Here is a 21,129-nt window from a genome sequence, read left to right on the forward strand (position 1 = left end):
CCGCATTGGAGAAGGGGTCGGATGACGGACGCTGAGCTGCGCGAGCTGGCGGAGGCGGCGGGCATCGCCACGGTGTGGCGGGACGTCCACGGCGAGGACAGGCAGGTCGCGCCCGATACCCTGCGCGCCGTGCTGGCGGCGCTGGGTCTGCCCGCCGGGCGCTCCGCGGCGCAAACGCTGCTCGGCCGGCTCGGGGAATCGCTGCCGCCTCTGCTGACGCTCACCTGCGGGCCGGACGGCTGCGCCGTGCCCGGCGCCACGCCGGGCGACCGCTTCCGGCTCGACCTGGAGCACGGCGGGCGCGTCGAAGGCAAGCTGGAGATGGGGTGGGCGGGCGAGGCGCGCCTGCCCGCGCTCGACAGCCCGGGCTACCACCGCCTGTCGGTGGACGGCGGGCACGCCACCGTCGCCGCGGCGCCGCCGCGCTGCTTCTCCCTGTACGACGCGGGCGCGGGCAGCCACCGCGGCACGGCGCCTTGGGCGCTCGCCGCCCAGATCTACTCCCTCCGCACCGCCGGCGACTGCGGCATCGGCGACTTCGGCGGCGTCGCCGCCCTGGCGCGCGACGCCGCCAAGCGCGGCGCGTCGGCCCTGGCGATCAGCCCGGCGCACGCGCTGTTCGCCGCCGACCCGGGCAAGTACGGCCCCTACGCGCCCTCCAGCCGGCTCGCGCTCAACGTGCTGCACGCGGCGCCCGGCATGGTGAAGGGGCTGCCGCACCTTCCGCCCCCGGACGCGCCGGAACCGCGGGACGGGCTGATCGACTGGCCGGCGGCGACCGCGCGCAAGATGGCGCGGCTGCGCGCGCTGTTCGAGAAGGCCGCCGACCACCCGGAGTTCGTGGCGTTCCGCAACGACGCCGGGCCGCGCCTGGAGGACCACGCGCGGTTCGAGGCGCTGCACGCCCGCATGGTCGCGTCCGACCCGCCGCGCTGGCACTGGCGCGATTGGCCCGAAGACCTGCGCACCCCGGACTCGCCCGGCGCGGCGCGCTTCTTCCGCGAGAACGCCGGCGAGGTGGCCTTCCACGCCTTCTGCCAGTGGCTGGCCGACGCGTCGCTCGGCGCCGCGCAGCGCGCCGCGCGCGAGGCGGGGATGCCGGTCGGCCTGATAGCGGACCTCGCGGTCGGCACCGACGGAGGCGGCAGCCATGCGTGGTCGCGGCAGGCGGAGATCCTGCCCGACCTGTCCGTCGGTGCGCCGCCGGACATCTTTTCGCCGCTCGGCCAGGATTGGGGCCTGACGGCTTTTTCGCCATTGGCGATGCGCGCGGCGGGCTTCGGCGCTTTCCGCGAACTGCTCACCTCCAACCTCCGCCACGCCGGCGGCGTGCGCGTGGACCACGCCATGGGGCTGCAACGCCTCTGGGTGGTGCCGAAGGGCGCGGGCGCCGCGGACGGCGCCTATCTCCGCTACCCGGTGGACGACCTTTTGCGGCTGCTGGCCCTCGAATCGCACCGGCACCGCGCCGTGGTCATCGGCGAAGACCTCGGCACCCTGCCGGAAGGCTTCCACGACCGCATGGAGCGCGCCGGCATCCTCGGCATGCGCGTGCTGTGGTTCGAGCAGGAGAAGGACGGCTCCTTCAAGGCGCCGTCCGCCTGGTCGGGCGAGGCCGCGGCCATGACCACCACGCACGACCTGCCCACCGTGGTCGGCTGGTGGCGCGGGCACGACATCGAATGGCGCGAGAAGCTGTCGCTCTTCCCGTCCGCCGAGGCCGCGGAGAAGGAGCGGCACCGGCGCGGGCGCGACCGCGAAGCGCTGTGGTCCGCCTTCCGCGCCAGCGGAGCGGCCCCCAACGGGCGTGCCGACGCGCCGGGGCCGGACGAGACGGACGCGGTGGTGGACGCCGCCTTGACGCACACCGCCCGCGCCTCCTGCCGCTTGGCGATCCTGCCCCTCGAAGACGTGCTTGGCTTGCCCGAGCAGCCGAACCTTCCGGGCACCGTCGAGGGGCATCCCAATTGGCGCCGCCGCCTGCCCGGCGAGGCCGGCGCGCTGCTGGACGACCCGCGCGTGTCGCGCCGACTCGAAACCGTGACGCGCGCCCGCCCGCGCGACGGCGGCGACGCCTGACCCCATGACCGAGCACAGCCCCCCCGCGGCCGCCGCGCCGCCGCCCCTCCTCGCCACCGCGCGCCTGCAGTTCCACGCGGGCTTCACCCTCGACGACGCCGTGCCGCTGGTGCCCTACCTGAAGCGGCTCGGCATCACCCACCTCTACGCCTCGCCCATCCTCAAGGCCCGGCCCGGCTCCACCCACGGCTACGACATAGTGGACCACGGCCAGATCAACCCGGAGCTGGGCGGCGAGCCGGCGTTGCGCCGCTTGCACGAAGTGCTGCGCGGCAACGGCGTCGGCCTGATCCTCGACATCGTGCCGAACCACATGGGCGTCGGCGGGTCCGACAACGCGTGGTGGATGGACGTGCTGGAGTGGGGCCGGCAGAGCCCCTACGCGACGTTTTTCGACATCGACTGGGAGCCGCCGGACCGCAGCCTGACCAACCGGATGTTGGCGCCCTTCCTCGGCGCGCCCTACGGCGAGGTGCTGGCCTCCGGCGACCTCCAACTCCGCTACGAGCCGGAGACGGGCAAGTTCGCGGCCTGGTACTACGAGCACCGCTTCCCGATCGCGCCGCAGCACTACCACCACATCCTGGCCGCCGTTGGTGACGAGAGCTTCGCCCAGCTCGCGCAGGAGTTCGGCCGTATCGGGCTGCGCCAGCGCGACCGCGCCGCTTCCCGCGCCGACGCCGAGCGCGCTTCGGCTGCGCTGCGTTCGCTGGCCTCGGGAGAGGGCGGCGGCGCGAAGATCGAATCGGCGCTCGCGGCCTTCGACGCGAAGACCGACGACGGCCGCGACCGGCTGCACCGCCTGTTGGAGCGCCAGCACTACCGCTTGGCGTGGTGGCGGGCCGCGGCGGACGAGATCAACTGGCGCCGCTTCTTCGACATCACCTCGCTCGCCGGGCTGCGGGTCGAGGTGCCGGAGGCCTTCGACGCGACGCACGAACTGGTGCTGCGCCTCTACCGCGAGGGCGTGGTCGATGGGGTGCGTATCGACCACGTGGACGGGCTCGCCGACCCGCGCGCCTACTGCCGCAAGCTGCACCGCTCCATGCAGTCCGCGCGGCCCGACCGGACGCCGCTGATCTGGGTGGAGAAGATCCTGGCGCCCTTCGAGGCGCTGCGCACCGACTGGATGGTGGACGGCACCACCGGCTACGACTTCATGGACGAGGTCGCCGGCGTGCTGCACGACCCGGCCGGCGAGGCGCCGCTTTCCGCGCTCTGGACCGAGAACACCGGCCGCTCGGCGGTGTTCGAGGACGAGGCGCGCGAGGCGCGGCGGCAGATCCTGCGGGAGAACCTCACCAGCGAGCTGAACGGCACCGCGGCGGCGCTGAAGCGCGTGGCCGACCGCGACCTCGCCACCCGCGACTTCACCCTCACCGCGCTGCGCCGGGCGCTGACCGAGGTGCTGGTCCACTTCCCGGTGTACCGCCTCTACATCACGCCCGGCGGCCGCGGCGCCGACGACAAGCGCATCCTGGACTGGGCGCTGGCCGGCGCCCGCCGCACCGTCCGCGCCACCGAACGGCCGCTGATCGAGCTGCTCGACACCTGGCTCGGCGGCGAAGCCCCGCGTTCCCTGCCGCCCGCGACCCGGCGCGAGCGCCTGGCCGCGGCGGTGCGGTTCCAGCAGCTTTCGGCGCCCACGGCCGCCAAGAGCGTGGAGGACACCGCCTTCTACCGCTACGGCCGCCTGATCTCCCGCAACGAGGTGGGCTCCGACCCGGGCCGCTTCGCGGTCACGCCCGCGGGGTTCCACGCCACCGCCCGGGCGCGGGCCAAGAACTTCCCGCGCGCGCTGCTCGCCACCGCCACCCACGACCACAAGCGCGGCGAGGACACGCGGGCGCGCTTGGCGGTGCTGTCCGAGATACCGGACGAATGGGCCGCGGCGGTGAACCGCTGGACGCGGCTGAACGCCAGCTTGCGGAAGGACCTTTCCGACGGGCCGGCGCCCGGCATGAGCGCGCAGTTCATGCTGTACCAGACCCTGGTGGGCGCGTGGCCGCTCGGCCTCGACGTGGACGACGGGGAGAACCTCAACGCCTTCCTCGAACGGGTCGCGGCCTGGCAGGAGAAGGCGCTGCGGGAAGCCAAGCGCCGCACCGAATGGGCGGTGCCGAACGGCGAGTACGAGGCGGCCTGCCGCGACTTCCTGTTCGCCATGATGGCGCCCGACCGCCCGAGCCACCTTGGCGCCGAGATCGCGGCCTTCGCGCGCCGCATCGCGCCGGCCGGCGCGGTGAACAGCCTGTCGCAGGTCGTCCTGCGCTGCGCGTCGCCCGGCGTGCCGGACCTCTACCAGGGCACGGAGTTCTGGGATTTCAGCCTGGTTGACCCCGACAACCGCCGCCCGGTGGACTGGGCGGCGCGGCGCGAAGCCTTGGAGTCGGGCCTCGGCCCGGCAGAGCTGCTGGACCAATGGCATGACGGCCGCGTGAAGCAAGCCGTGCTGTTCCGCGCCCTCCAGCTCCGGGCGGCGAAGCCGGATGTGTTCACGGAAGGCGCGTACCAGCCCGTCGCGGTGGAGGGCCCGCTCGCCGGCAACGTCCTGGCCTTCGCCCGCATCCACCGCGGGCAGGCGGTCGTGACCGTTGCGACCCGGCTTTCCGCTGGCGTTCTCGGCGACTCGGGCGTACCCAAGGTTCCGCCCGGGCTTTGGCGCGGAACCGAACTCATCTTGCCGCGTGTAGCTGAAGGACGCGACTGGCGCGACGCGCTCACCGGGACGACACCCGCCGGTTCCGGGGACCGGCTGGGCCTGGAGGAGGTCCTGGCCGGCTTGCCGGTGGCGCTGTTGGAGGTGGGATGAGCCGGATCGTCGTCGTCTCCAACAGGGTGCCGCTGCCCTCGGGCAACGCCGGCAAGGCGGGCGGCTTGGCGGTGGCGCTGCTCGGGTTGATGGAGCGGCGCGGCGGCCTTTGGTTCGGGTGGAGCGGCGCGGTGACGGAGCGCGCGGACGCCCCGGCCTTCGCCCAGCGCGGGCGCGTCGGCTACGCCACCATAGACCTCACGGATGCCGAGCACCGGGGCTACTACAGCGGCTACTCCAACGGCGTGCTGTGGCCGATGCTGCACAACCTGCCGCACCTGATGGCGTTCCGCCGGCAGGACCTGGAAACCTACCGGCGGGTGAACCGGCGCTTCGCCGAGCACCTCGCACCCCTTCTGCGCGACGAGGACCGGATCTGGGTCCACGACTACCACCTGATGTGCCTGCCGGGCTGCCTCCGCCTCCGCGGCATCCGCAACCCGACCGGCTTCTACCTGCACGTGCCGTTCCCTTCGCCCGACGCGGCGGCGGTCGCGCCCGGCATCCGCGGACTGGTCCAGGACGTGCTGGCCGCCGACATGCTCGGCTTCCAGACCGCGGCCGACCGCGACAACTTCGCGTCTTCGGCCGTCAGCTTCGGCGGCGCCCTCCGCACCGGCGATTCCACCATGCTTTGCGACGGCCGGGTGGTGCGCCTCGGCGTGTTCCCGGCGGAGATCGCCCCGCGCGAGTTCGCCGCCACGGCGGAGTTCCAGGCGCGGTCGGAGTCCTCGCGCCTGTTGGCCAAGTCCGTCCAAGGGCAGGCGCTGCTGCTCGGCGTGGACCGGCTCGACCCGACCAAGGGCATACCGGAGCGGCTTGAGGCCTTCCGGCGCTTGGTCGCGCGCCGCCCGGGCCGGCGGGTCGCCTTCCTCCAGATCGCGGCGCCGTCGCGGGAGGAGGTGGACGCCTACCGGCGCTTGCGCGAAGAGATCGACCTCGCGGCCGGCTCCATCAACAGCGAGTTCGGCGAGCCGGACTGGCTGCCGCTCCGCTTGCTGGCCCGGCCGCAGGCGCGCGACACCCTCGCGGGCTTCATGCGCTTGGCGCGCGTCGGCGTGGTGACGCCGTTGCGCGACGGCATGAACCTCGTCGCCAAGGAGTACGTCGCGGCGCAGGACCCGGCCGACCCGGGCGTCCTGGTGCTGTCCCGCTTCGCCGGCGCGGCGGCGCAACTTGGCTCGTCCTTGATGGTGAACCCGCACGACGCCGAAGGCGTGGCGGAGGCCTTGCAGATGGCGCTCGACATGCCGCTGGCGGAGCGCCGTGCGCGCTGGCGCGCCGCGTGGGACGCCATCGCCGACACCTCGCCCGAGGGGTGGGGCGAGCGGTTCCTGCGCAGCCTGTCCTCGGACGACCTCGCCGCGATGCCGGTCGCGGGCGAAGCCTGACGCGCGGCGGCCGTCACCGGCTTCCCTCGGGCAGGCCGGCGACGGTCCGCACGTCCCCCCGCGTGGTGAGCCGGTAGCGCCGGCCCGCCCAGTCCATCCGGCAGCCGGCCGCGCTGCCCGCCCAGGCGGCCGCGTGCAGCACATGCGCCAACGGCTGCCACCAACGCCCGCGCCGCAGCGTGAGCGCCGCCTTGGCCGCCTCGCTCGGCGGTAGCACGCGCTTGGCTATGGCGAGGCGCAGAGCGGCGCGCACGCGTTGCAGCAGCCAAGCCGCGGCCAAGCAGGCCAGGGCGGCGCGGCTGCCCTGCGCCGCCGCGGCCAGCGCCACGGCCCCGCCGGCCACCGGCAGCGCCAGCACCAAGCCGGCGAGCCTCCAGCGCCACGGCGAGTGCAGGCGCATCAGCCGGTGCTGCCGGGCGCCGAAGCGGAGCGCGTCTGCCACGCCCAGGTCCGTCGGCGAGGGCGGGCGCACCGTCAACGGCGCGTAGATCACCAAGCCGGTCCGGTGCGCGGCACGGCTCGCCGACAGGTCGTCGGACACGGCGCGGTCCCAAAGGCGCGGCAGGTCGAGCCGGTCCAGGGCGCGGCGGCCGATGGCGTTTGCGCCGCCCCAGCAGAGGTTCAGGCGGGCGCTGCGGGGCAGGGTGGCGACGCCCATCTCCGCCAGCGACAGCAGCAGCGGCCCGGCCCCGGGCGACGCCGGCAGGGTCCAGCGGTAACCGCTCGACAGGTCGCCTTGCCCGGTGAGGATCGGCCTGAGCAGCTCAGTCAGCGTGCCCGGCGGCGGGAGCGTGTCGGCGTCGAGCGTCACCAGCGCGGCGTCGTCCGGGCGCAGGGCGGGCAGCGCGGCCAGGAGGTTGTGGACCTTTTGCGCGCGCACGCCCGTCGCGCCCGACACGACCACGCGCCCGGCCAGCCCCGGGTGCGCGGCGGCGAAGCGCGACAACGCGGCGAAGGACGGGTCTTCGGCGCTCTCCACGGCGAAGACGACGCGCCACGCCGGGTAGTCCTGGGCGGCCAGGGCGGCGAGGAAGCCGTCCAGACCGGCCTCGCCCCGGACCGGCACCGCCACCAGCACGGGCAGCGAGACGGCCGGCCTCGGCTGCGGCCGGCGGAGCAGCCGCAGGTACAGCGCGCAGCCGAGCGCCGCGGCCGCTGCTAGCGCCATCCAGAGCGCCAGGATCGCGCCCGCCGCGTAGCCCAAACCAGCCCACCCCGGTTGCCGCCGTTCCGGCGCGACCGTGCGGTCGCCCCGGCCGCGCCGCAAGGGACCGTGTTGCCCCTCCGGGCGGCGGCGGCATGATCGGGCGGATCGGGAGGGAGCGGCGGCTATGGCGGAGTACGACTTGGCGGTGCGCGGCGGCGTGGTGGCCGGCCCCTTCGGCGCGGCGCGCTGCGACGTCGGGGTGCGGGACGGGCGCATCGTGGCGCTCGCCGAGCGCGTGACGGACGCTGCGCGGGTGGTCGAGGCGGACGGGCTGCTCGTGCTGCCGGGTGGCGTGGACGCGCATTGCCACATCGAGGAACCGGCGCCGGACGGCACCGTCCACGAGGAAACCTTCGTTTCCGCTTCCTGCTCGGCCTTCGCGGGGGGCACCACCTCCGTCGTCTGCTTCGTGCCGCAGTGGAAGGGGCAGGGCGTCCTCGGGCGCTACGAGGACTACCGCCGCCGCGGGGCGGGCGGGATGCTCGACCACGCCTTCCACCAGATCATCACCGACCCGACCGACGCCGTGCTGGAGGACGAGGTGCCGCGCCTCGTCGCCGACGGTGTGCGCAGCCTCAAGGTGTTCCTCACCTACGACACGCTGCGCCTCGATGACGCCGAGTACCTGCGCGTCCTGGCCACGGCGCGGCGGCACGGCTGCCTGGTCGCCGTCCACTGCGAGAACGACTCGGCGATAGGCTGGCGGATCGACGCGCTGCTCCGCGCCGGCCTTTCCGCGCCGAAACACCACGCCTGGGCGCGCCCGCCGGTCGTCGAACGTGAGGCCACGCACCGCGCCATCGCTTTGGCGGAGCTGGTGGACCAGCCGATCCAGGTGTTCCACGTCTCTTGCGCAGAAGCAGCGGAGGAGATCGCTCGGGCGCAGGCGCGCGGGGTGAAGGTGTGGGGCGAGACCTGCCCGCAGTACCTCACGCTCACCGCCGCCGACATGGACCGCCCGGACTTCGAGGGCGCGAAGTTCATGTGCAGCCCGGCGCCGCGCGACGAGGAGGAGCACGGGCGGGTGTGGGACATGATCCGGCGCGGCGTGCTCGACGTGGTGTCCTCCGACCACTGCGGCTTCAGCTACGGCGGCGACGCGGGCAAGGCGCGGGCGGGGCGCGACGCGCCCTTCACCGCCGTCCCGAACGGCATCCCCGGCCTCGCCGCCCGGCTGCCGATCCTGTTCAGCGAGGGCGTGTCGAAGGGGCGGATCACGCTGGAGCAGTTCGTCCGCCTGTCCGCCACCAACCCGGCGCGGCTATACGGCCTCGGGCCGCGCAAGGGCGCGATCGCGGTGGGCGCCGACGCCGACCTCGCGCTGTGGGACCAGAACAAGCGCGTGACGCTCACCAACGCGCTGATGCGCCACGCCATCGACTACACGCCCTACGAGGGCATGGAGGTCACGGGCTGGCCGGTGGCGACGATCCGCCGGGGCGAGGTGGTGATGCGCGACGGCGCCGTGGAGGCGGAGCCCGGCACCGGGCGTTTCCTCCCGCGCGGGCCCTACGACTTCATCAAGCCGCGCGGCGTGCTGCCGAACAACTTCGACGCGGCAGGGGCGTGACCGGCGCCGGGCGCAGAAGCCGACGGGGATGCCGGTACGTCGGGGAAGGGGCGACAGAGGCGAACGGTGCGGCTCGCCACCGATGGCGTCCCTGGTAGCGTCGGCGCAAGCCGTTCTGACCGGGTGCCTTGCCGGCTGCGCGCTCCGCCGACCTCGCTTCCCGTGTCCGCCATGCACGAGGAGCAGGGCGCTGTCGAGCACCCCGCAGCATGCGCACCCGGGCGAGCGGCTGGCTGAAGCCGAATGGTGCATCGGGGTTGCCAAGAGGGACGGAACGCCGCGGGCCACGGTCGCAACCATCAGCAGCCTCCACGGCCGACTTGAGGCCGCCGTCCGGAACCGGGCGATTGCAACATAACGTTCTTGTATAGTATCGTTCCGTATAGGATCGGCGGTGCGCGCCGGCGTCCGCATGGAAACCCGTGATGAAACGAACTTCGGTACTCCTCGCCGCCGCCCTCGGCCTGCCGGCCTGCGCGACAATCACCACCGGCACCACGCAGAACCTCTCGGTCGCGTCGGAACCGCCGGGGGCGTCGTGCCGGCTCCAACGCGGCGGCGAACTCGTGGGCATGGCCGGCCCGGCCCAGAGCACCGTGCAGGTCAGCAAGTCCATGCGCGACATAGCGGTTGAATGCTCGCAGCCCGGCTACCAGAACGCCTCAGGGCGCATACCGGCCGGGTTCCAACCGCTGTTCCTCGGCAACATCCTCCTCGGCGGCGTTGTCGGGATGGTGGTGGACATGGCATCGGGAGCCGCCTCGACCTATCCCGCCTCGACCACCGTCGCCATGGGCGCAGCCGGGCCCGATCCTTCGCCGGCCGGCGCGGGGGCTCAGGAACTTCCGCATATCGCATCGCGGACGCCGGGTGCGCGGCGACCGTACCACACCCTGGCGGCCGAGAGCGCGATCCGGCCCGTCGCCGCTGCCGCCTCGGCGTCCAACGCCGAGGCCCGCCGCAAGCTGCTGGTGCGGGTGGACCACCTCCCGGCGGAGGCTGGCTCGCCAGACCCGCGGGCCGTGCGCGGCTTGGTCGTGCTCGATGTGCTTCCGGGCGGCGTGGGCAGCTCCGCCGACCTCCGGCCCGGCGACGTCATCGTCGCACTCGACGGGGCGCCGGTCGCGACCGTCGAGGACATGCGGTACAAGCTCGGCACCGTCGAGGCGAACAGGACGGTGATCGCTACGGTGCGACGCGACGGCCGTGACCGGCTGGCGCCGCTCCGATTCTGAGCCGACGGGCGTTTTCCGCGGCGCGCACGCCGGCGCGTGGCGCTGGTGTCGGGCTCCGGCGGCGATGACGCCGCGGTCAACCGTCCTCGACCGCGGGGCGGCCGGTGATCGAGCGCCAATGGTGCCACAGCAGCCGCGCGGCGAGCGAGCGCCACGGCCGCCAGGGTAGCGCCATCTCCGCCAGTTCGCGCGGGCGCGGGCGCGCGGGCAGCCCGAAGAGGTGCGCGGTGGAGGCGGCGAGGGCGAGGTCGCCGGCCGGGAACACGTCCGGGCGCTGCTCCGCGAAGAGCAGGTGGATGGCCGCCGTCCAAGGGCCGAGGCCGGGCACCGCGGCGATGTGGGCCACCGCGGCTTCGTCCTCCATGCCGCGCAACGCCGCGAAGTCGAGCCGGCCGTCCAGGCAGGCGCGGGCGAGGGAGCGGGCGTGCGCCGCCTTGGGCCGCGACAGGCCCGCGATCCCGCAGAGCGCGGCGTCGTCCAGGGCCAGCAGGCCCGCCGGTTCCAGGGCGCCGGGCAGGGCGGACAAGCGGCGCCAGATGGCGGCGGCGGCCTGGTTGCTGATCTGTTGGCCGCAGATGGCGCGGAGCAGGCCGGGGAAGCCGGGCTGGCGCACGCGCCAGGGCAGGGGGCCGGCCGCGACTTGGATCGCGGCGAGGCGCGGGTCCGACGCCACCAGGGCCGCCAAACCGGACACCGTCCAGGCCGGCAGCGGCGGCGACGCGGGCGGGGGAGGCGGCGGGGTGGCCGGGGAGGGTGTGGGCATCCCCGCCGCCTGTAGCGCACCGGCGTCCGGAGGAGGACGGGTCCGCCGCGCGCCCCGCACGAAGCTGGCGCGTCCGGGCCCTCGGGCGTAGCCCTTTTCGGGTCACGGATTGCAACGGCACGTCACGGCGGCCGGGGGCGGCAACACGGCGCAACATTCCGCCCGCCTCTCGCCGCCGCCGGCGCGCTATATCGGAAGCGCCATGGACCCGCAGCCGCACATCCTGGTCGTGGACGACGACCGCGAGATCCGCGACCTCCTCTCCAAGTTCCTGGAGCGCCAGGGGATGCGCGTCACCGCGGCGCGTGACGCCAAGGAGGCGCGGCGGCTGTGGCTGCTCGGGCGCTACCACTTGGTCGTGCTCGACCTGATGCTGCCGGGCGAGTCGGGGCTCGACCTCGCGCGCTGGCTGCGGGCGGAGGCGGTGCCGATCGTCATGCTGACGGCGATGGCGGAGGAGACGGACCGCATCGTCGGGCTGGAGCTCGGCGCCGACGACTACTTGGGCAAGCCCTTCAATCCGCGCGAGCTGCTGGCGCGCATCCGCGCTGTGCTGCGGCGGGCTTCGGGCGAGGCCGGGGCCAAGGAGCCGCCGGCCAAGGCGATCCGCTTCGCCGGCTGGGTGCTGGAGCCGGCGCGGCGGCGGCTGCTCAACCCGGACGGCGCGGAGGTGCCGCTCACGGGGGGCGAGTACGACCTGCTCCAGGTGCTGGTGGAGCGGCCGAACCGGGTGCTGACGCGCGACATGCTGATGGACCTCTTGCGCGGGCGGCAGGCGGGGCCGTTCGACCGGGCGATCGACGTGGCGGTGTCGCGGCTCCGGCGCAAGCTGGAGGACGACGGGCGCAACCCGAGCCTCATCAAGACGGTGCGCGGCGGGGGGTACGTGCTGGCCGCGGACGTGGAGCGGGGCGGCGACGCTTGAGGGCGTTCCGCCTTTGGCCGCGGAGCCTCGCGGGGCGCACCGCGCTGGTGCTGCTGCTGGCGCTGACGCTCGCGCAGGGCGCGGGGCTGCTGATCCACGCGCTGGACCGGGTGGACCTGCAACGCTTCGCGCAGTCGCGCGAGATCGCCGGGCGGGCGTTCGGGCTGTGGCGCTTGGTGCTCACCTCGCCGCCGGAGCGGCGGGAAGCTGCGGTGGCTGAGGCCGACCTGCCGCAAGGGCTGTCCGCGAGCCTGGACGACGAACCGCTGGTCCGGCCGGGCATGCCGCCGCCGCCGGTGGAAGCGATGCGGCTGTTCCGGCTGGAGGGGCTCGCCTCCGGAGGGCCGCCGCGGATGCGGGCGCGGGAAGCGCGCGTCGCGGGCCTCGGCGGGCCGTTCGAATTCGCCATGTCGCTGCGGCTGCCGGACGGGCAGGCGGACGCGCATTGGCTGAACCTCAAGGTGCGGCTGCCGCCGCCGCGGCCCTGGCATTCCGAAACCTTCCTGCTCGCCTTCCTGGTGATGACGGCGACCACCGCCGGGGTGACGCTCTGGGCGGTGCGGCGGCTGACGCGGCCGGCGCGCGACCTCGCGCAGGCCGCCGAGCGGCTGGGGCGCGACGTCAACGCGCCGCCCTTGCCGGAGGACGGGCCGGCGGAGGTGGCCACCGCCGCGCGGGCCTTCAACACCATGGCCGGGCGCATCCGGCGCTTCGTGGGCGACCGCACGCAGATGCTGGCGGCGATCGGGCACGACCTGCGGACGCCGATCACCCGCTTGCGCCTTCGCGCCGAGTTCATGGAGGACGAGGAGCAGCGGCGGCGGATGCTGGCCGATCTCGACGAGATGGAGGCGATGATCGCGGCGACGCTCGCCTTCGCGCGCGACGAGGCGGCGGCGGAGCCGGCGGTGCCGCTCGACCTCGCGGCGCTCTGCCGCACCGTGCTGGACGAGGCGGCGGACGCGCGGGGGCCGGAGGCGGCGGAGCGCGTCTCCTACGACGGGCCGGAGCGGTTGGTGGTGGCGCAGGCGCGGCCGGTGGCGCTGAAGCGCGCGGTCGCCAACCTGGTGAACAACGCGCTGAACTACGGCGGCACGGCGCGGCTCCGGCTCCAACCGCCGGACGGGCAGGGGCGGCCGCTGCGGCTGGTGGTGGAGGACGACGGGCCGGGCATCCCGCCGGCGGAACTGGAGGCGGTGTTCCAGCCCTTCCGGCGGCTGGAGGGGAGCCGGAACCGGGAGACGGGCGGCGTCGGGCTGGGGCTGCCGATCGCGCGCAACATCCTGCGGGCGCACGGGGGCGACGTGGTGCTGCGGAACCTGGCGGGCGGCGGGCTGGTGGCGGAGGCGACCTTGCCGGCGTGACGGGGGCGAGCCGGCTCGGGCTGGTGCGGCGCTCTTTATCGTTTTCGGACGAATGCGCGGGGCGGGGCTTGGCGGGACGCGGCAACCGGCGCAGTTCGTCGAGGCTCGTGTGGCGGCCTTTGTCACCTTCGGACAAATGAGCCGGACATCGCCGGGCGGGATGCCGCGACTTCCGCGGTTCGCTGGCGCTGGCGCGATGGCTCCTGTCGCGTTCGGACATATGCGTGGGGCGAAGCCGGGCGAGAGGCGGCAACCTGCACGGTTTGCCGGGGCGTTCCCAGGGCTTTTGCACTTTTCGGACGAATGCGTGGGGCAGGGCCGAGCCGGGATATGGCCGCGTTCGTGGTTCGGGGAAGCCGGACTCAGCTTCAGCTTTCCGCCGTCGCCACCGCCGTTTTTCGAGCAGCCACACCAAGCAACCATCGCACTCGCGCCCCAGCCGTCGAACAGACTATATTCCTATACTTTAGTTTCGAATTCAAGGCCGGCGGTCCATCCGGTTTTAGGGGGTGGGTCGAAGGGAAAAGCCTGATCACCGCCGAGCCAACGCCCTGACACATGGCCCCAGCGGGCTGGGTGCAGGTAGCGTGCCCCCGCCCGCGCTACTAGCAGGTGCCGGATGGGTCAGGGCAAAGGCTCGCTAGGATTAATGGCGTGCAGGACGCATACACGCTCAACTTTTGCGTTTGTTTTTGCGTCTAACTTAAACCTTTAGTATGTTGAACCTCTCTCGGAGAGACTCACCCATGCGAGCCATGCTGGCCGCCTTGACGCTTTGTGCCTTGGTCGCAACTCAGGCCGTAGCGCAGAACCAGACCCGCCCGCCAGCGCGGCCCAACAGTGACCAATACGATACTGAATTAGCCAAGTGCGTTGACCAAGTTGCTCAAGAAATAGCGCGGCGTAATCCCAGTAGCCCAATGTGGGCAGCACGCATGGACGCACGCAGTTGGTGTTTGCGGAATGTTCGCCAATGATGCGCTGTGTTGTGCTTGGTGTAGTTCTCGCCGCTGTGTTGCCCTTTACAGCATACACCAGCCCTCAAGGTGCGCGGCAGCAGGAGGGAGCAGGATTCAAATCTTTTCAGGAAGAGGTTGACCGCGTAACATCAGCCGTCAACTGCCGAAGGCCAAGAGCGAACGGGGCCATGGCGGGCTTCGGTGCGCTCTATGGCTGCGTGCAGGGGCAAGCGGAGACAGCGAAATTCTTCATCAATGAGATGCCGGGGCGGCCGGGTGTAGTGCAGAACGTCAAGGTGATGTGTAACGAGTGGACTCGCAACACTGGTGACGGATTAGCGGCCGATCGCTCAGAGGCCCGCCAGATGGCCGACGTGGTAGGCGATTTATACGCTCCGAAGCTGAAGGCAAGGATCATTGCGACATTCATGGGAAGGCGGAACACCGCCTTCACCGATGGCCCGTTGCGCTTCGAGTACCGCTACTCCGAAGGACCAGCCATCGGGGAACACCTGCTGACCATCACAGCCCGTCAGCGCCTCTGATACCGCCGAGCCGATGCCCTGACACATGGCCCGAGCGGGTTGGGTGCAGGTAGCCTGCCCCGTGGTGCTGCGCGACAACCGGGCGGGCAGCCGCTTCGAGCAAGACAGCCGCGCTGGTTACCTCGGCCGGGATGTCAGGAACGACCGCCCGGCGCTGGTGCCTACGGCGGCGATGAGGCACCGCCCGACCACCCTCAGCTCCGACCCGTACAACCGCGCGAGTACGACCCGGCGGAGCTGCGCTGACCGCACGGCCCCGGCCCGCCCGCCCGGCAGGGCGCCGCATCCTCCTCACCGCCGCGCCGCCGCCGCGCTGACGTAGTTGTCGAAGGACAGCTCGGCGACGCGGTGCCAGAGGCGCATCTCGTCGCGCGCCTTGGACCAGGACTCGTGGATGCGGGCGAAGTCCGGGTTGCGGGCGGCGATCTCGCGTTCGAGGTCCAGCGCCGCGCGGAGGCAGGCGTCCATCATCTCGCGCGAGAAGGGGCGGAGCTGCGTGCCTTGCGCCACCAAGCGGCGCAGCGCCTCGGGGCTGCGGGTGTCGTAGCGGGCGACCATCCAGTGCGTCGCCTCGGCGCAGGCGGTGCGGATCGCGGCTTGGTAGCTCTTCGGAAGGGCGTTCCACTGGTCGAGGTTGACGAAGAAATGCGTCGTCGCCGCGCCTTCCCACCACGCGGGGTAGTAGTAGAATTTGGCGACGCGGAAGAAGCCGAGCTTCTCGTCGTCGTAGGGGCCGAGCCATTCCACGGCGTCTATCGTGCCGCGCTCCAACGAGGGGTAGAGGTCGGCGGCGCCGAGTTGCTGCGGCACGCCGCCCAGGCGGCCCAGCACCTGGCCGGCGAGGCCGCCGATCCGCATCTTGAGGCCCTGGAGGTCGGCGGCGGTGTTAACCTCGCGCCGGAACCAGCCGCCCATCTGCGCGCCGGTGGCGCCGCAGGGCAGGCCATGGACGTTGAACTTGCGGTACAGCTCGTTCATCAGGTCGATGCCGCCGCCCTCGTACATCCAGGCGTTCTGCTGCCGGGTGTTGAGGCCGAAGGGCAGGCCGGTGCCGATGGCGAAGGCCTCGTTCTTGCCGGTGTAGAAGAACGAGGTGGTGTGCGCGCACTCCACGCTGCCGTTCTGCACCGAGTCGAGCGCCTGGAGCGGCGGCGCGATCTCGCCGGCGGAGAACACGCGGATCTGGAAGCGGTCGTCCGTCAGCTCGGACACGGCGCGCGAGAACACCTCGGCGGCGCCGTAGATGGCGTCGAGCGAGCGCGGGTAGGAGGAGGTGAGGCGCCAACGGAGCGCGGGCTGCTGCGGCTGCGCGAGGGCGGGCGCGGCCAGGGCGGCGGCGCCGGGGGGNNCGGCGGCGGGCGCCGCGAGGCCGGAGCCGCCGAGCAGGGCGCCGCGGCGGGTAGGGGTGTCCGTTTCCGCACGCGGGACGGCGGTCGATCGGTCCGGTCGTTTCCTCATCGGGGCTGGATACAGGCGGCGGCCGGCGGCTGTCGAGTTGCGGTCCGGGCGACGCCTCAAAGGCGGCGGGCACGGCTCCGCCGCGCCAGCCACGCCTCCGCCGGGCGCCAGCCGAGCAGGAGCAGCAGCGCCATGCCGGCGTGGAACAGCAGGGCGCCGGTGCCGACATGCGCGACGTGCCACATCAGCACCGGCGCCGCCGCCATCGCGGCGACGGCGAGGACCAGGCCGGCGGCCAAGCCGGCGGGGAGGGGTTGGCGCAGCAGGCGGTCGGCGAGCCAGACGGCGGCGCCGGCCATCGACGCCTTGAGGACGGCCATGGCGCGGAGCAGCCGGGCCAGCTCGGGATCGGCGGCGACGGCGCGGGCCGACGCCTCGCCGTCGGCGGCGAGGTGCGCGGCCGTGACGGCGAGCAGAACGGCGACGGCCAGCGCGGCGCGGCGCTTGGTGGCGGCAGGCGCTGGCATTGACTCCGGGGCGGGCGGCACCGCCGGCGACGCGGCGAGCGGGCCGGGCGGGAAGCGGCGGGTGATGCGGGCCATGGTTGCTCCTCCGGTCCGGCGGCGCCTGCCGCGCCCCGCATCCTCGCACGGCCGGCGGTGGGGCGCGATCCTCGCGGCGCTCGGGTTGCGGCGCCCGCCCACCGCGGCCCTATGCTGCCGGGATGGACACCTCCTCGATCCTCGGCCTGCTCGGCTTCGTCGGCGCCTGCTTCGCCGTTTCCACCACCGGCGCGCTGTTCCGGCCCGGCGAGTGGTACGAGCGCTTGCGCAAGCCGCGGTGGCGGCCGCCCAACTGGGTGTTCGCGCCGGCCTGGGCGGTGCTCTACCTCTGCATCGCCGTGTCGGGGTGGCTGGTCTGGCGCGAGGCGGGGTTCGCGGGCGCGGCGGTGCCGCTGGCCGTCTACGCCGTGCAACTCGCGCTGAACGCGGCGTGGTCGTGGATCTTCTTCGGGCTGCGCCGGCCGGACCTCGCCTTCGCCGAGATCGTGGCGCTGTGGCTCTCCATCGCGGCGACGATGGCCGCGTTCCACCCGGTCCACGCCGGCGCGGCGTGGCTGCTGGCGCCGTACCTGGCCTGGGTGAGCTTCGCCGCGGCGCTGAACCTCGCGGTGTGGCGGCTGAACCGCGGCGCGCTCCCCGGCCGGCTCGGCAGCGGCGCCGCGTCCGGCTGAACCGGGCCGGCCGGCCTTGCGGGGGCCGAGGCCGGCCCGACATGCCCCCGCATGCCGCAGTTCACGCCGACACGGGAAGCGGGGCTCGCGCGGCTCGGCGCCGTGGCCGCCGCGCTCGGGCGGGACTACGCCGCGGGCCGCAACACCGACCGGGGGCCGGACGCGCCGGAACCTTCGACATCGGCGCTTTCGCCCTGGCTGCGCCACGGCCTGGTGCTGGAGGAGGAAGCGATGCGCGCGGCGCTCGCCGCCCACGGCGCGCAGGAGGCCGGCAAGTTCGTGGAGGAGGTGGCGTGGCGCGCCTACTTCAAGGGCTGGCTGGAGGGCCGGCCGGCGGTGTGGGACGCCTACCGCGCGCAGGCGCGGCGCGAGCGGGACCGGCTGGCCGCGGAGTCGGGCCTGCGCCGCGTCCACGACGACGCCTGCGCCGGGCGGACCGGCATCGGATGCTTCGACGACTGGGCGCGGGAGGTCGTGGGCCGCGGCTGGCTGCACAACCACGCGCGGATGTGGTTCGCGTCCATCTGGATCTTCACGCTGCGCCTGCCTTGGTCGCTCGGCGCCGAGTTCTTCCTGCGCCACCTGCTGGACGGCGACCCGGCGAGCAACACGCTGTCCTGGCGCTGGGTGGGCGGGCTGCACACGCGCGGCAAGCACTACGTCGCGCGGGCGGAGAACATCGCCCGCTACACGGACGGGCGGTACGATCCCGCCGGCCAGCTCGACGAGGACCCGACGCCGCTGCCGCCCGACGACGACGTGCCGCCGCACCGCTTCTCCCCGCCCGCCGCGCCGAGGCCGGAGGGCAGGGTGGCGCTGCTGCTGCACGAGGACGACTTGGCGCTGGACGGGTTCGACCTCGGGGGCATGGAGGTTTCGGCCGTAGCGGGCTTCTCGGCCCGTGCCGACACGGCGCTCGGGGGTTGCGCCGGGCCGGTGGCGGCGTTCGCGCGCGACGGGCTGGAGGACGCCTTGCGGCGGGCGGAGGGGCGCTTCGGCGTTCCGGCGTCGCGGTTGGATGCCGATGCGCTCGCCGGCTGGACGGACCTGCCGGTGGTGACCCCCTACGCGCCGGTGGGCCCAGCGGCGGCGGCGCTGGCGGGGGCGGAAGCCGCGGGCTTGCCGCCGCTGCACCGGCTGCTCCGCCCGTGGCACGCGGCGGCTTGGCCGCACGCCGGGCGCGGCTTCTTCCAAGTGAGGGCGCGCCTGCCAGGGCTGCTCGCCGAGGCCGGCATCGCCGCAGCTTGACTCAGGCCGGGAGCAACAGCCGCCGCAGCTTGCGCACCGCGCTGTCGGGCGTGGTCAGCACCGGGAGGCCGGTCGCCGCGGCCACGGCCGGCGCCGCGCGCGCCAGGCTGAACTGCGCGAGCGCGACGGCGTCGCAGCCCGCGAGGCCGCGCGCGGCTTCCGCCGCCAAGCGGTCGTGCTCCTCGGCGCTTCCGCGGTCGAGCGCCGCCAGGGCGCCTTCCGCGAGCTTGGGCACCGCGCGCACGCCCGGAGGGAACTCGGCGGGCATGGTGTCGAGCGTCGGGCCGAAGGTGGCGAGGAGGCCGATCGTGCCTCCCGCCGCCGCCGCGTCCTCGATCATGGCCTCGTTCGGCTTCAGCACGGGCAGCGGCGCGAGGTCCGCCGCCACGGCCTCGATGCAGGGGCCGAAGGCGGAGCAGGTGAAGAGGATGCCCGCGGCGCCCGTCCCGGCGGCGTAGCGCGCGAGGGCGAGGAAGCGCTCCGTCATGCGCGGCGTCAGGACGCCGTCGCGGGCGAGGTCGGCCGAGAGGCTGTCGTCCAGGAGGTTCATCAGCGACGCCTCCGGCCAGAGGCGCGCGAAGGCGGCCTCCACCGGCGGCGGCGAGTGGCGGAGGGCGTGGATCAGGGCGATCCTCACGCGGCCGGCCCGCCCGTCGTCACCGCGCGACGCAGCGCTTGAGGGGCGATGGAAAGTCGGTGCAGTCGGGGAAGACGATCTCGTCCGGGCCGCGGCGCTGCACGCGCAGCAGATCGGGCGAACCGCCGCAGCCGAAGCCGATGTCGGGCGGCAGGCGGCCGCCCAGCGCCCGCGCGGTCTGCGCCGCCGGCGCGAAGCGGAATTCGAGGCCGCCGTCCGGCAGCGTCGCCGCCGTCTCGATGCTGCGCTGGTGGTAGGCGGCGTCGAACACGGCGACGCGCATGACGATGTCCCGGGTGAAGATGACCACCGGGTTGCCGAAGCACGCGGCGGGGTCGACCTCGCTGACGGGGAAGATGCCGCCGGTCCAGGTGCCGAACACCCACTCGTGCGGCGGCCCCGGGCGGTTGGCCTGGGCGTCCGCGCCGTCCGTCGCCGCGCCGGCGAGCGGCGCGGCCAATGCCAGCAAAAGGGCCCAACGCCGCATCGTCATCCCCGATCCTCCCCCGACTTCTCCGGAAGCTTCATAGGGCAGAACGGCGCCGGGCCCCAGGGCCTCAGCCGTGCGGCTTCATCACCACCTTGACGCAGCCGTCCTTCTTCTCGCGGAAGGTTTCGTACAGCGCCGGCCCGTCCTCCAGCTTGGTCGTGCGGTGGGTGATGATGAAGCTGGGGTCGATCTCGCCGTCCTGCACGCGCTTCATCAACGGCTCCATGTAGCGGAGCATGTGGGTCTGGCCGGTTTTCATGGTCAGGCCCTTGTTCATGAAGGCACCCATCATCACCGCGGTCGGGCCGGAATAGACGCCGGGCACCGAGACGATGCCGCCGGGGCGGCAGGCGATGATGGCCTCGTTCAAGGCGTAGGGGCGCTCGGTGGCGGACACCGTCGATTGCACGGCGGCGGCGGCCCGCGACAGCAGGCTGCCGGCGCTGTGGCTCTCCATCCCGACGCAGTCGATCACCGCGTCTGGCCCTAGGCCCTTGGTCATCTCCATCAGCGCGTCGTGGACGGCGTGCTCGTTGGAGTCGATGGTTTCCGCGCCGGCCTGCCGCGCCAGCGCCAGGCGCTCCGGCACGCTGTCGACGGCGATCACGCGCTTGGCGCCGAGCATCAAGGCCGACTTGATGGCGAACAGGCCGACCGGCCCGCAGCCCCACACCGCGATAGTGTCCTCCGGCGTGATCTCGCAATGCTCCGCCGCCATGTAGCCGGTGGGGAAGACGTCGGTGAGGAACAGCACCTGCTCGTCGGCGAGGCCCTCGGGCACCTTGACCGGGCCGACGTCGGCGTAGGGCACGCGGAGGTACTCGGCCTGCCCGCCGGCGTAGCCGCCGGTGAGGTGCGAGTAGCCGAACATGCCGCAGCTCGGGAAGCCGAGCAGCTTGGCCTGCATCTCGGCGTTCGGGTTGGTGCGCTCGCAGCAGGACCAGTTGCCCCATTTGCACTGCCGGCATTCGCCGCAGCAGATGGTGAAGGGCACGATGACGCGGTCGCCGACCTTGAGCTTGCTGTTGTCCTTCCCGACCTCGACCACCTCGCCCATGGTCTCGTGGCCGAGGATGTCGCCCTTCTCCATGCTGGGCATCTGGCCGCCCATGAGGTGCAGGTCCGAGCCGCAGATGGCGCAGGCCGTCACCTTGATGATGGCGTCGCGGCCGTGCTCGATCTTCGGGTCCGGCACCGTGTCGCAGCGGATGTCGCCCCTGCCGTGCCAAGTCAGTGCCTTCACGCTCGCCTCCTGGGTGTTTCGCGCCGGCG

The 21,129-nt window shown here is 73.4% G+C and carries 17 protein-coding genes; 10 read left to right on the forward strand and 7 right to left on the reverse strand.

What is annotated here, in order from left to right; translation table 11 throughout:
• Window positions 1-21 precede the first annotated feature (21 nt).
• Genes malQ through ABD067_RS08505 form a run of 3 tightly spaced genes read left to right on the forward strand, consistent with a single transcriptional unit; the run spans window position 22 to window position 6,282 of the window.
• Entirely contained in the window at window positions 22-2,079 is a 2,058-nt protein-coding gene (malQ, locus tag ABD067_RS08495; protein ID WP_343894802.1) for a 4-alpha-glucanotransferase, read from the forward strand.
• Window positions 2,080-2,083: 4 nt separating this feature from the next.
• Window positions 2,084-4,891 carry a malto-oligosyltrehalose synthase gene (treY, locus tag ABD067_RS08500; protein ID WP_343894803.1) on the forward strand — a complete coding sequence of 936 codons (2,808 nt, stop codon included), beginning with the start codon at window positions 2,084-2,086 and terminating at the stop codon, window positions 4,889-4,891.
• A complete protein-coding gene (locus ABD067_RS08505) occupies window positions 4,888-6,282 on the forward strand; it encodes an alpha,alpha-trehalose-phosphate synthase (UDP-forming) (RefSeq protein WP_343894805.1) in 1,395 nt (464 codons plus the stop codon). Before treY ends, ABD067_RS08505 begins: the two co-directional genes overlap by 4 nt.
• Window positions 6,283-6,295: 13 nt before the next feature.
• On the opposite strand, the gene ABD067_RS08510 is transcribed toward ABD067_RS08505, so the two are convergent.
• A complete protein-coding gene (locus ABD067_RS08510; RefSeq protein ID WP_343894807.1) occupies window positions 6,296-7,549 on the reverse strand; it encodes a glycosyltransferase in 1,254 nt (417 codons plus the stop codon).
• Between the two features lie 64 nt (window positions 7,550-7,613).
• On the opposite strand from ABD067_RS08510, the gene hydA reads away from it, so the two are divergent.
• A complete protein-coding gene (gene hydA / locus ABD067_RS08515) occupies window positions 7,614-9,059 on the forward strand; it encodes a dihydropyrimidinase (protein ID WP_343894808.1) in 1,446 nt (481 codons plus the stop codon).
• A 425-nt stretch (window positions 9,060-9,484) separates the two neighbouring features.
• The gene (locus ABD067_RS08520) at window positions 9,485-10,294 is read left to right on the forward strand and encodes a PDZ domain-containing protein (protein ID WP_343894809.1); all 810 of its coding nucleotides are present in this window, start codon (window positions 9,485-9,487) and stop codon (window positions 10,292-10,294) included.
• Between the two features lie 76 nt (window positions 10,295-10,370).
• Here ABD067_RS08520 and ABD067_RS08525 read toward each other — a convergent pair whose 3' ends face one another.
• Complete coding sequence (locus ABD067_RS08525; protein WP_343894810.1) at window positions 10,371-11,057, reverse strand: DNA-3-methyladenine glycosylase family protein; 687 nt, start codon at window positions 11,055-11,057, stop codon at window positions 10,371-10,373.
• Between the two features lie 202 nt (window positions 11,058-11,259).
• Between ABD067_RS08525 and ABD067_RS08530 the strand changes: the two genes are divergently transcribed.
• The 3 genes from ABD067_RS08530 to ABD067_RS08540 all read left to right on the forward strand — a co-directional run bounded on the left by ABD067_RS08530 (window position 11,260) and on the right by ABD067_RS08540 (window position 14,850).
• Window positions 11,260-11,982, forward strand: a complete 723-nt coding sequence (locus tag ABD067_RS08530; RefSeq protein ID WP_343894811.1) for a response regulator — start codon at window positions 11,260-11,262, stop codon at window positions 11,980-11,982.
• On the forward strand, window positions 11,979-13,346 hold the full coding sequence (locus ABD067_RS08535) for an ATP-binding protein (RefSeq protein WP_343894813.1): 1,368 nt from the start codon (window positions 11,979-11,981) through the stop codon (window positions 13,344-13,346). The genes ABD067_RS08530 and ABD067_RS08535 overlap by 4 nt, the downstream gene beginning before the upstream one ends.
• 1,147 nt (window positions 13,347-14,493) lie before the next feature.
• Window positions 14,494-14,850 (forward strand): hypothetical protein, encoded by a 357-nt coding sequence (locus ABD067_RS08540; RefSeq protein ID WP_343894814.1) that lies wholly within the window; start codon window positions 14,494-14,496, stop codon window positions 14,848-14,850.
• A 291-nt stretch (window positions 14,851-15,141) separates the two neighbouring features.
• On the opposite strand, the gene ABD067_RS08545 is transcribed toward ABD067_RS08540, so the two are convergent.
• Together ABD067_RS08545 and ABD067_RS08550 are read right to left on the reverse strand one after the other, a co-directional pair.
• Entirely contained in the window at window positions 15,142-16,308 is a 1,167-nt protein-coding gene (locus tag ABD067_RS08545) for a TRAP transporter substrate-binding protein (RefSeq protein WP_343894815.1), read from the reverse strand.
• 56 nt (window positions 16,309-16,364) lie between these two features.
• Window positions 16,365-16,850, reverse strand: a complete 486-nt coding sequence (locus ABD067_RS08550) for a hypothetical protein (protein WP_343894816.1) — start codon at window positions 16,848-16,850, stop codon at window positions 16,365-16,367.
• A 122-nt stretch (window positions 16,851-16,972) separates the two neighbouring features.
• On the opposite strand from ABD067_RS08550, the gene ABD067_RS08555 reads away from it, so the two are divergent.
• Window positions 16,973-17,482 carry a TspO/MBR family protein gene (locus ABD067_RS08555; protein WP_343894817.1) on the forward strand — a complete coding sequence of 170 codons (510 nt, stop codon included), beginning with the start codon at window positions 16,973-16,975 and terminating at the stop codon, window positions 17,480-17,482.
• Window positions 17,483-17,533: 51 nt separating this feature from the next.
• Entirely contained in the window at window positions 17,534-18,730 is a 1,197-nt protein-coding gene (locus ABD067_RS08560) for an FAD-binding domain-containing protein (RefSeq protein ID WP_343894818.1), read from the forward strand.
• Between the two features lies 1 nt (window position 18,731).
• Here the strand turns inward: ABD067_RS08560 and ABD067_RS08565 are convergent, their stop codons facing one another.
• The 3 genes from ABD067_RS08565 to ABD067_RS08575 all read right to left on the reverse strand — a co-directional run bounded on the left by ABD067_RS08565 (window position 18,732) and on the right by ABD067_RS08575 (window position 21,100).
• The gene (locus ABD067_RS08565) at window positions 18,732-19,367 is read right to left on the reverse strand and encodes an aspartate/glutamate racemase family protein (protein WP_343894819.1); all 636 of its coding nucleotides are present in this window, start codon (window positions 19,365-19,367) and stop codon (window positions 18,732-18,734) included.
• Window positions 19,368-19,386: 19 nt separating this feature from the next.
• The gene (locus ABD067_RS08570; RefSeq protein WP_343894820.1) at window positions 19,387-19,860 is read right to left on the reverse strand and encodes a hypothetical protein; all 474 of its coding nucleotides are present in this window, start codon (window positions 19,858-19,860) and stop codon (window positions 19,387-19,389) included.
• A 64-nt stretch (window positions 19,861-19,924) separates the two neighbouring features.
• Entirely contained in the window at window positions 19,925-21,100 is a 1,176-nt protein-coding gene (locus tag ABD067_RS08575) for a zinc-dependent alcohol dehydrogenase (RefSeq protein WP_343894822.1), read from the reverse strand.
• Between the last annotated feature and the right edge of the window lie 29 nt (window positions 21,101-21,129).

The organism is Craurococcus roseus, from assembly GCF_039523795.1.
Lineage (GTDB): Bacteria > Pseudomonadota > Alphaproteobacteria > Acetobacterales > Acetobacteraceae > Craurococcus > Craurococcus roseus.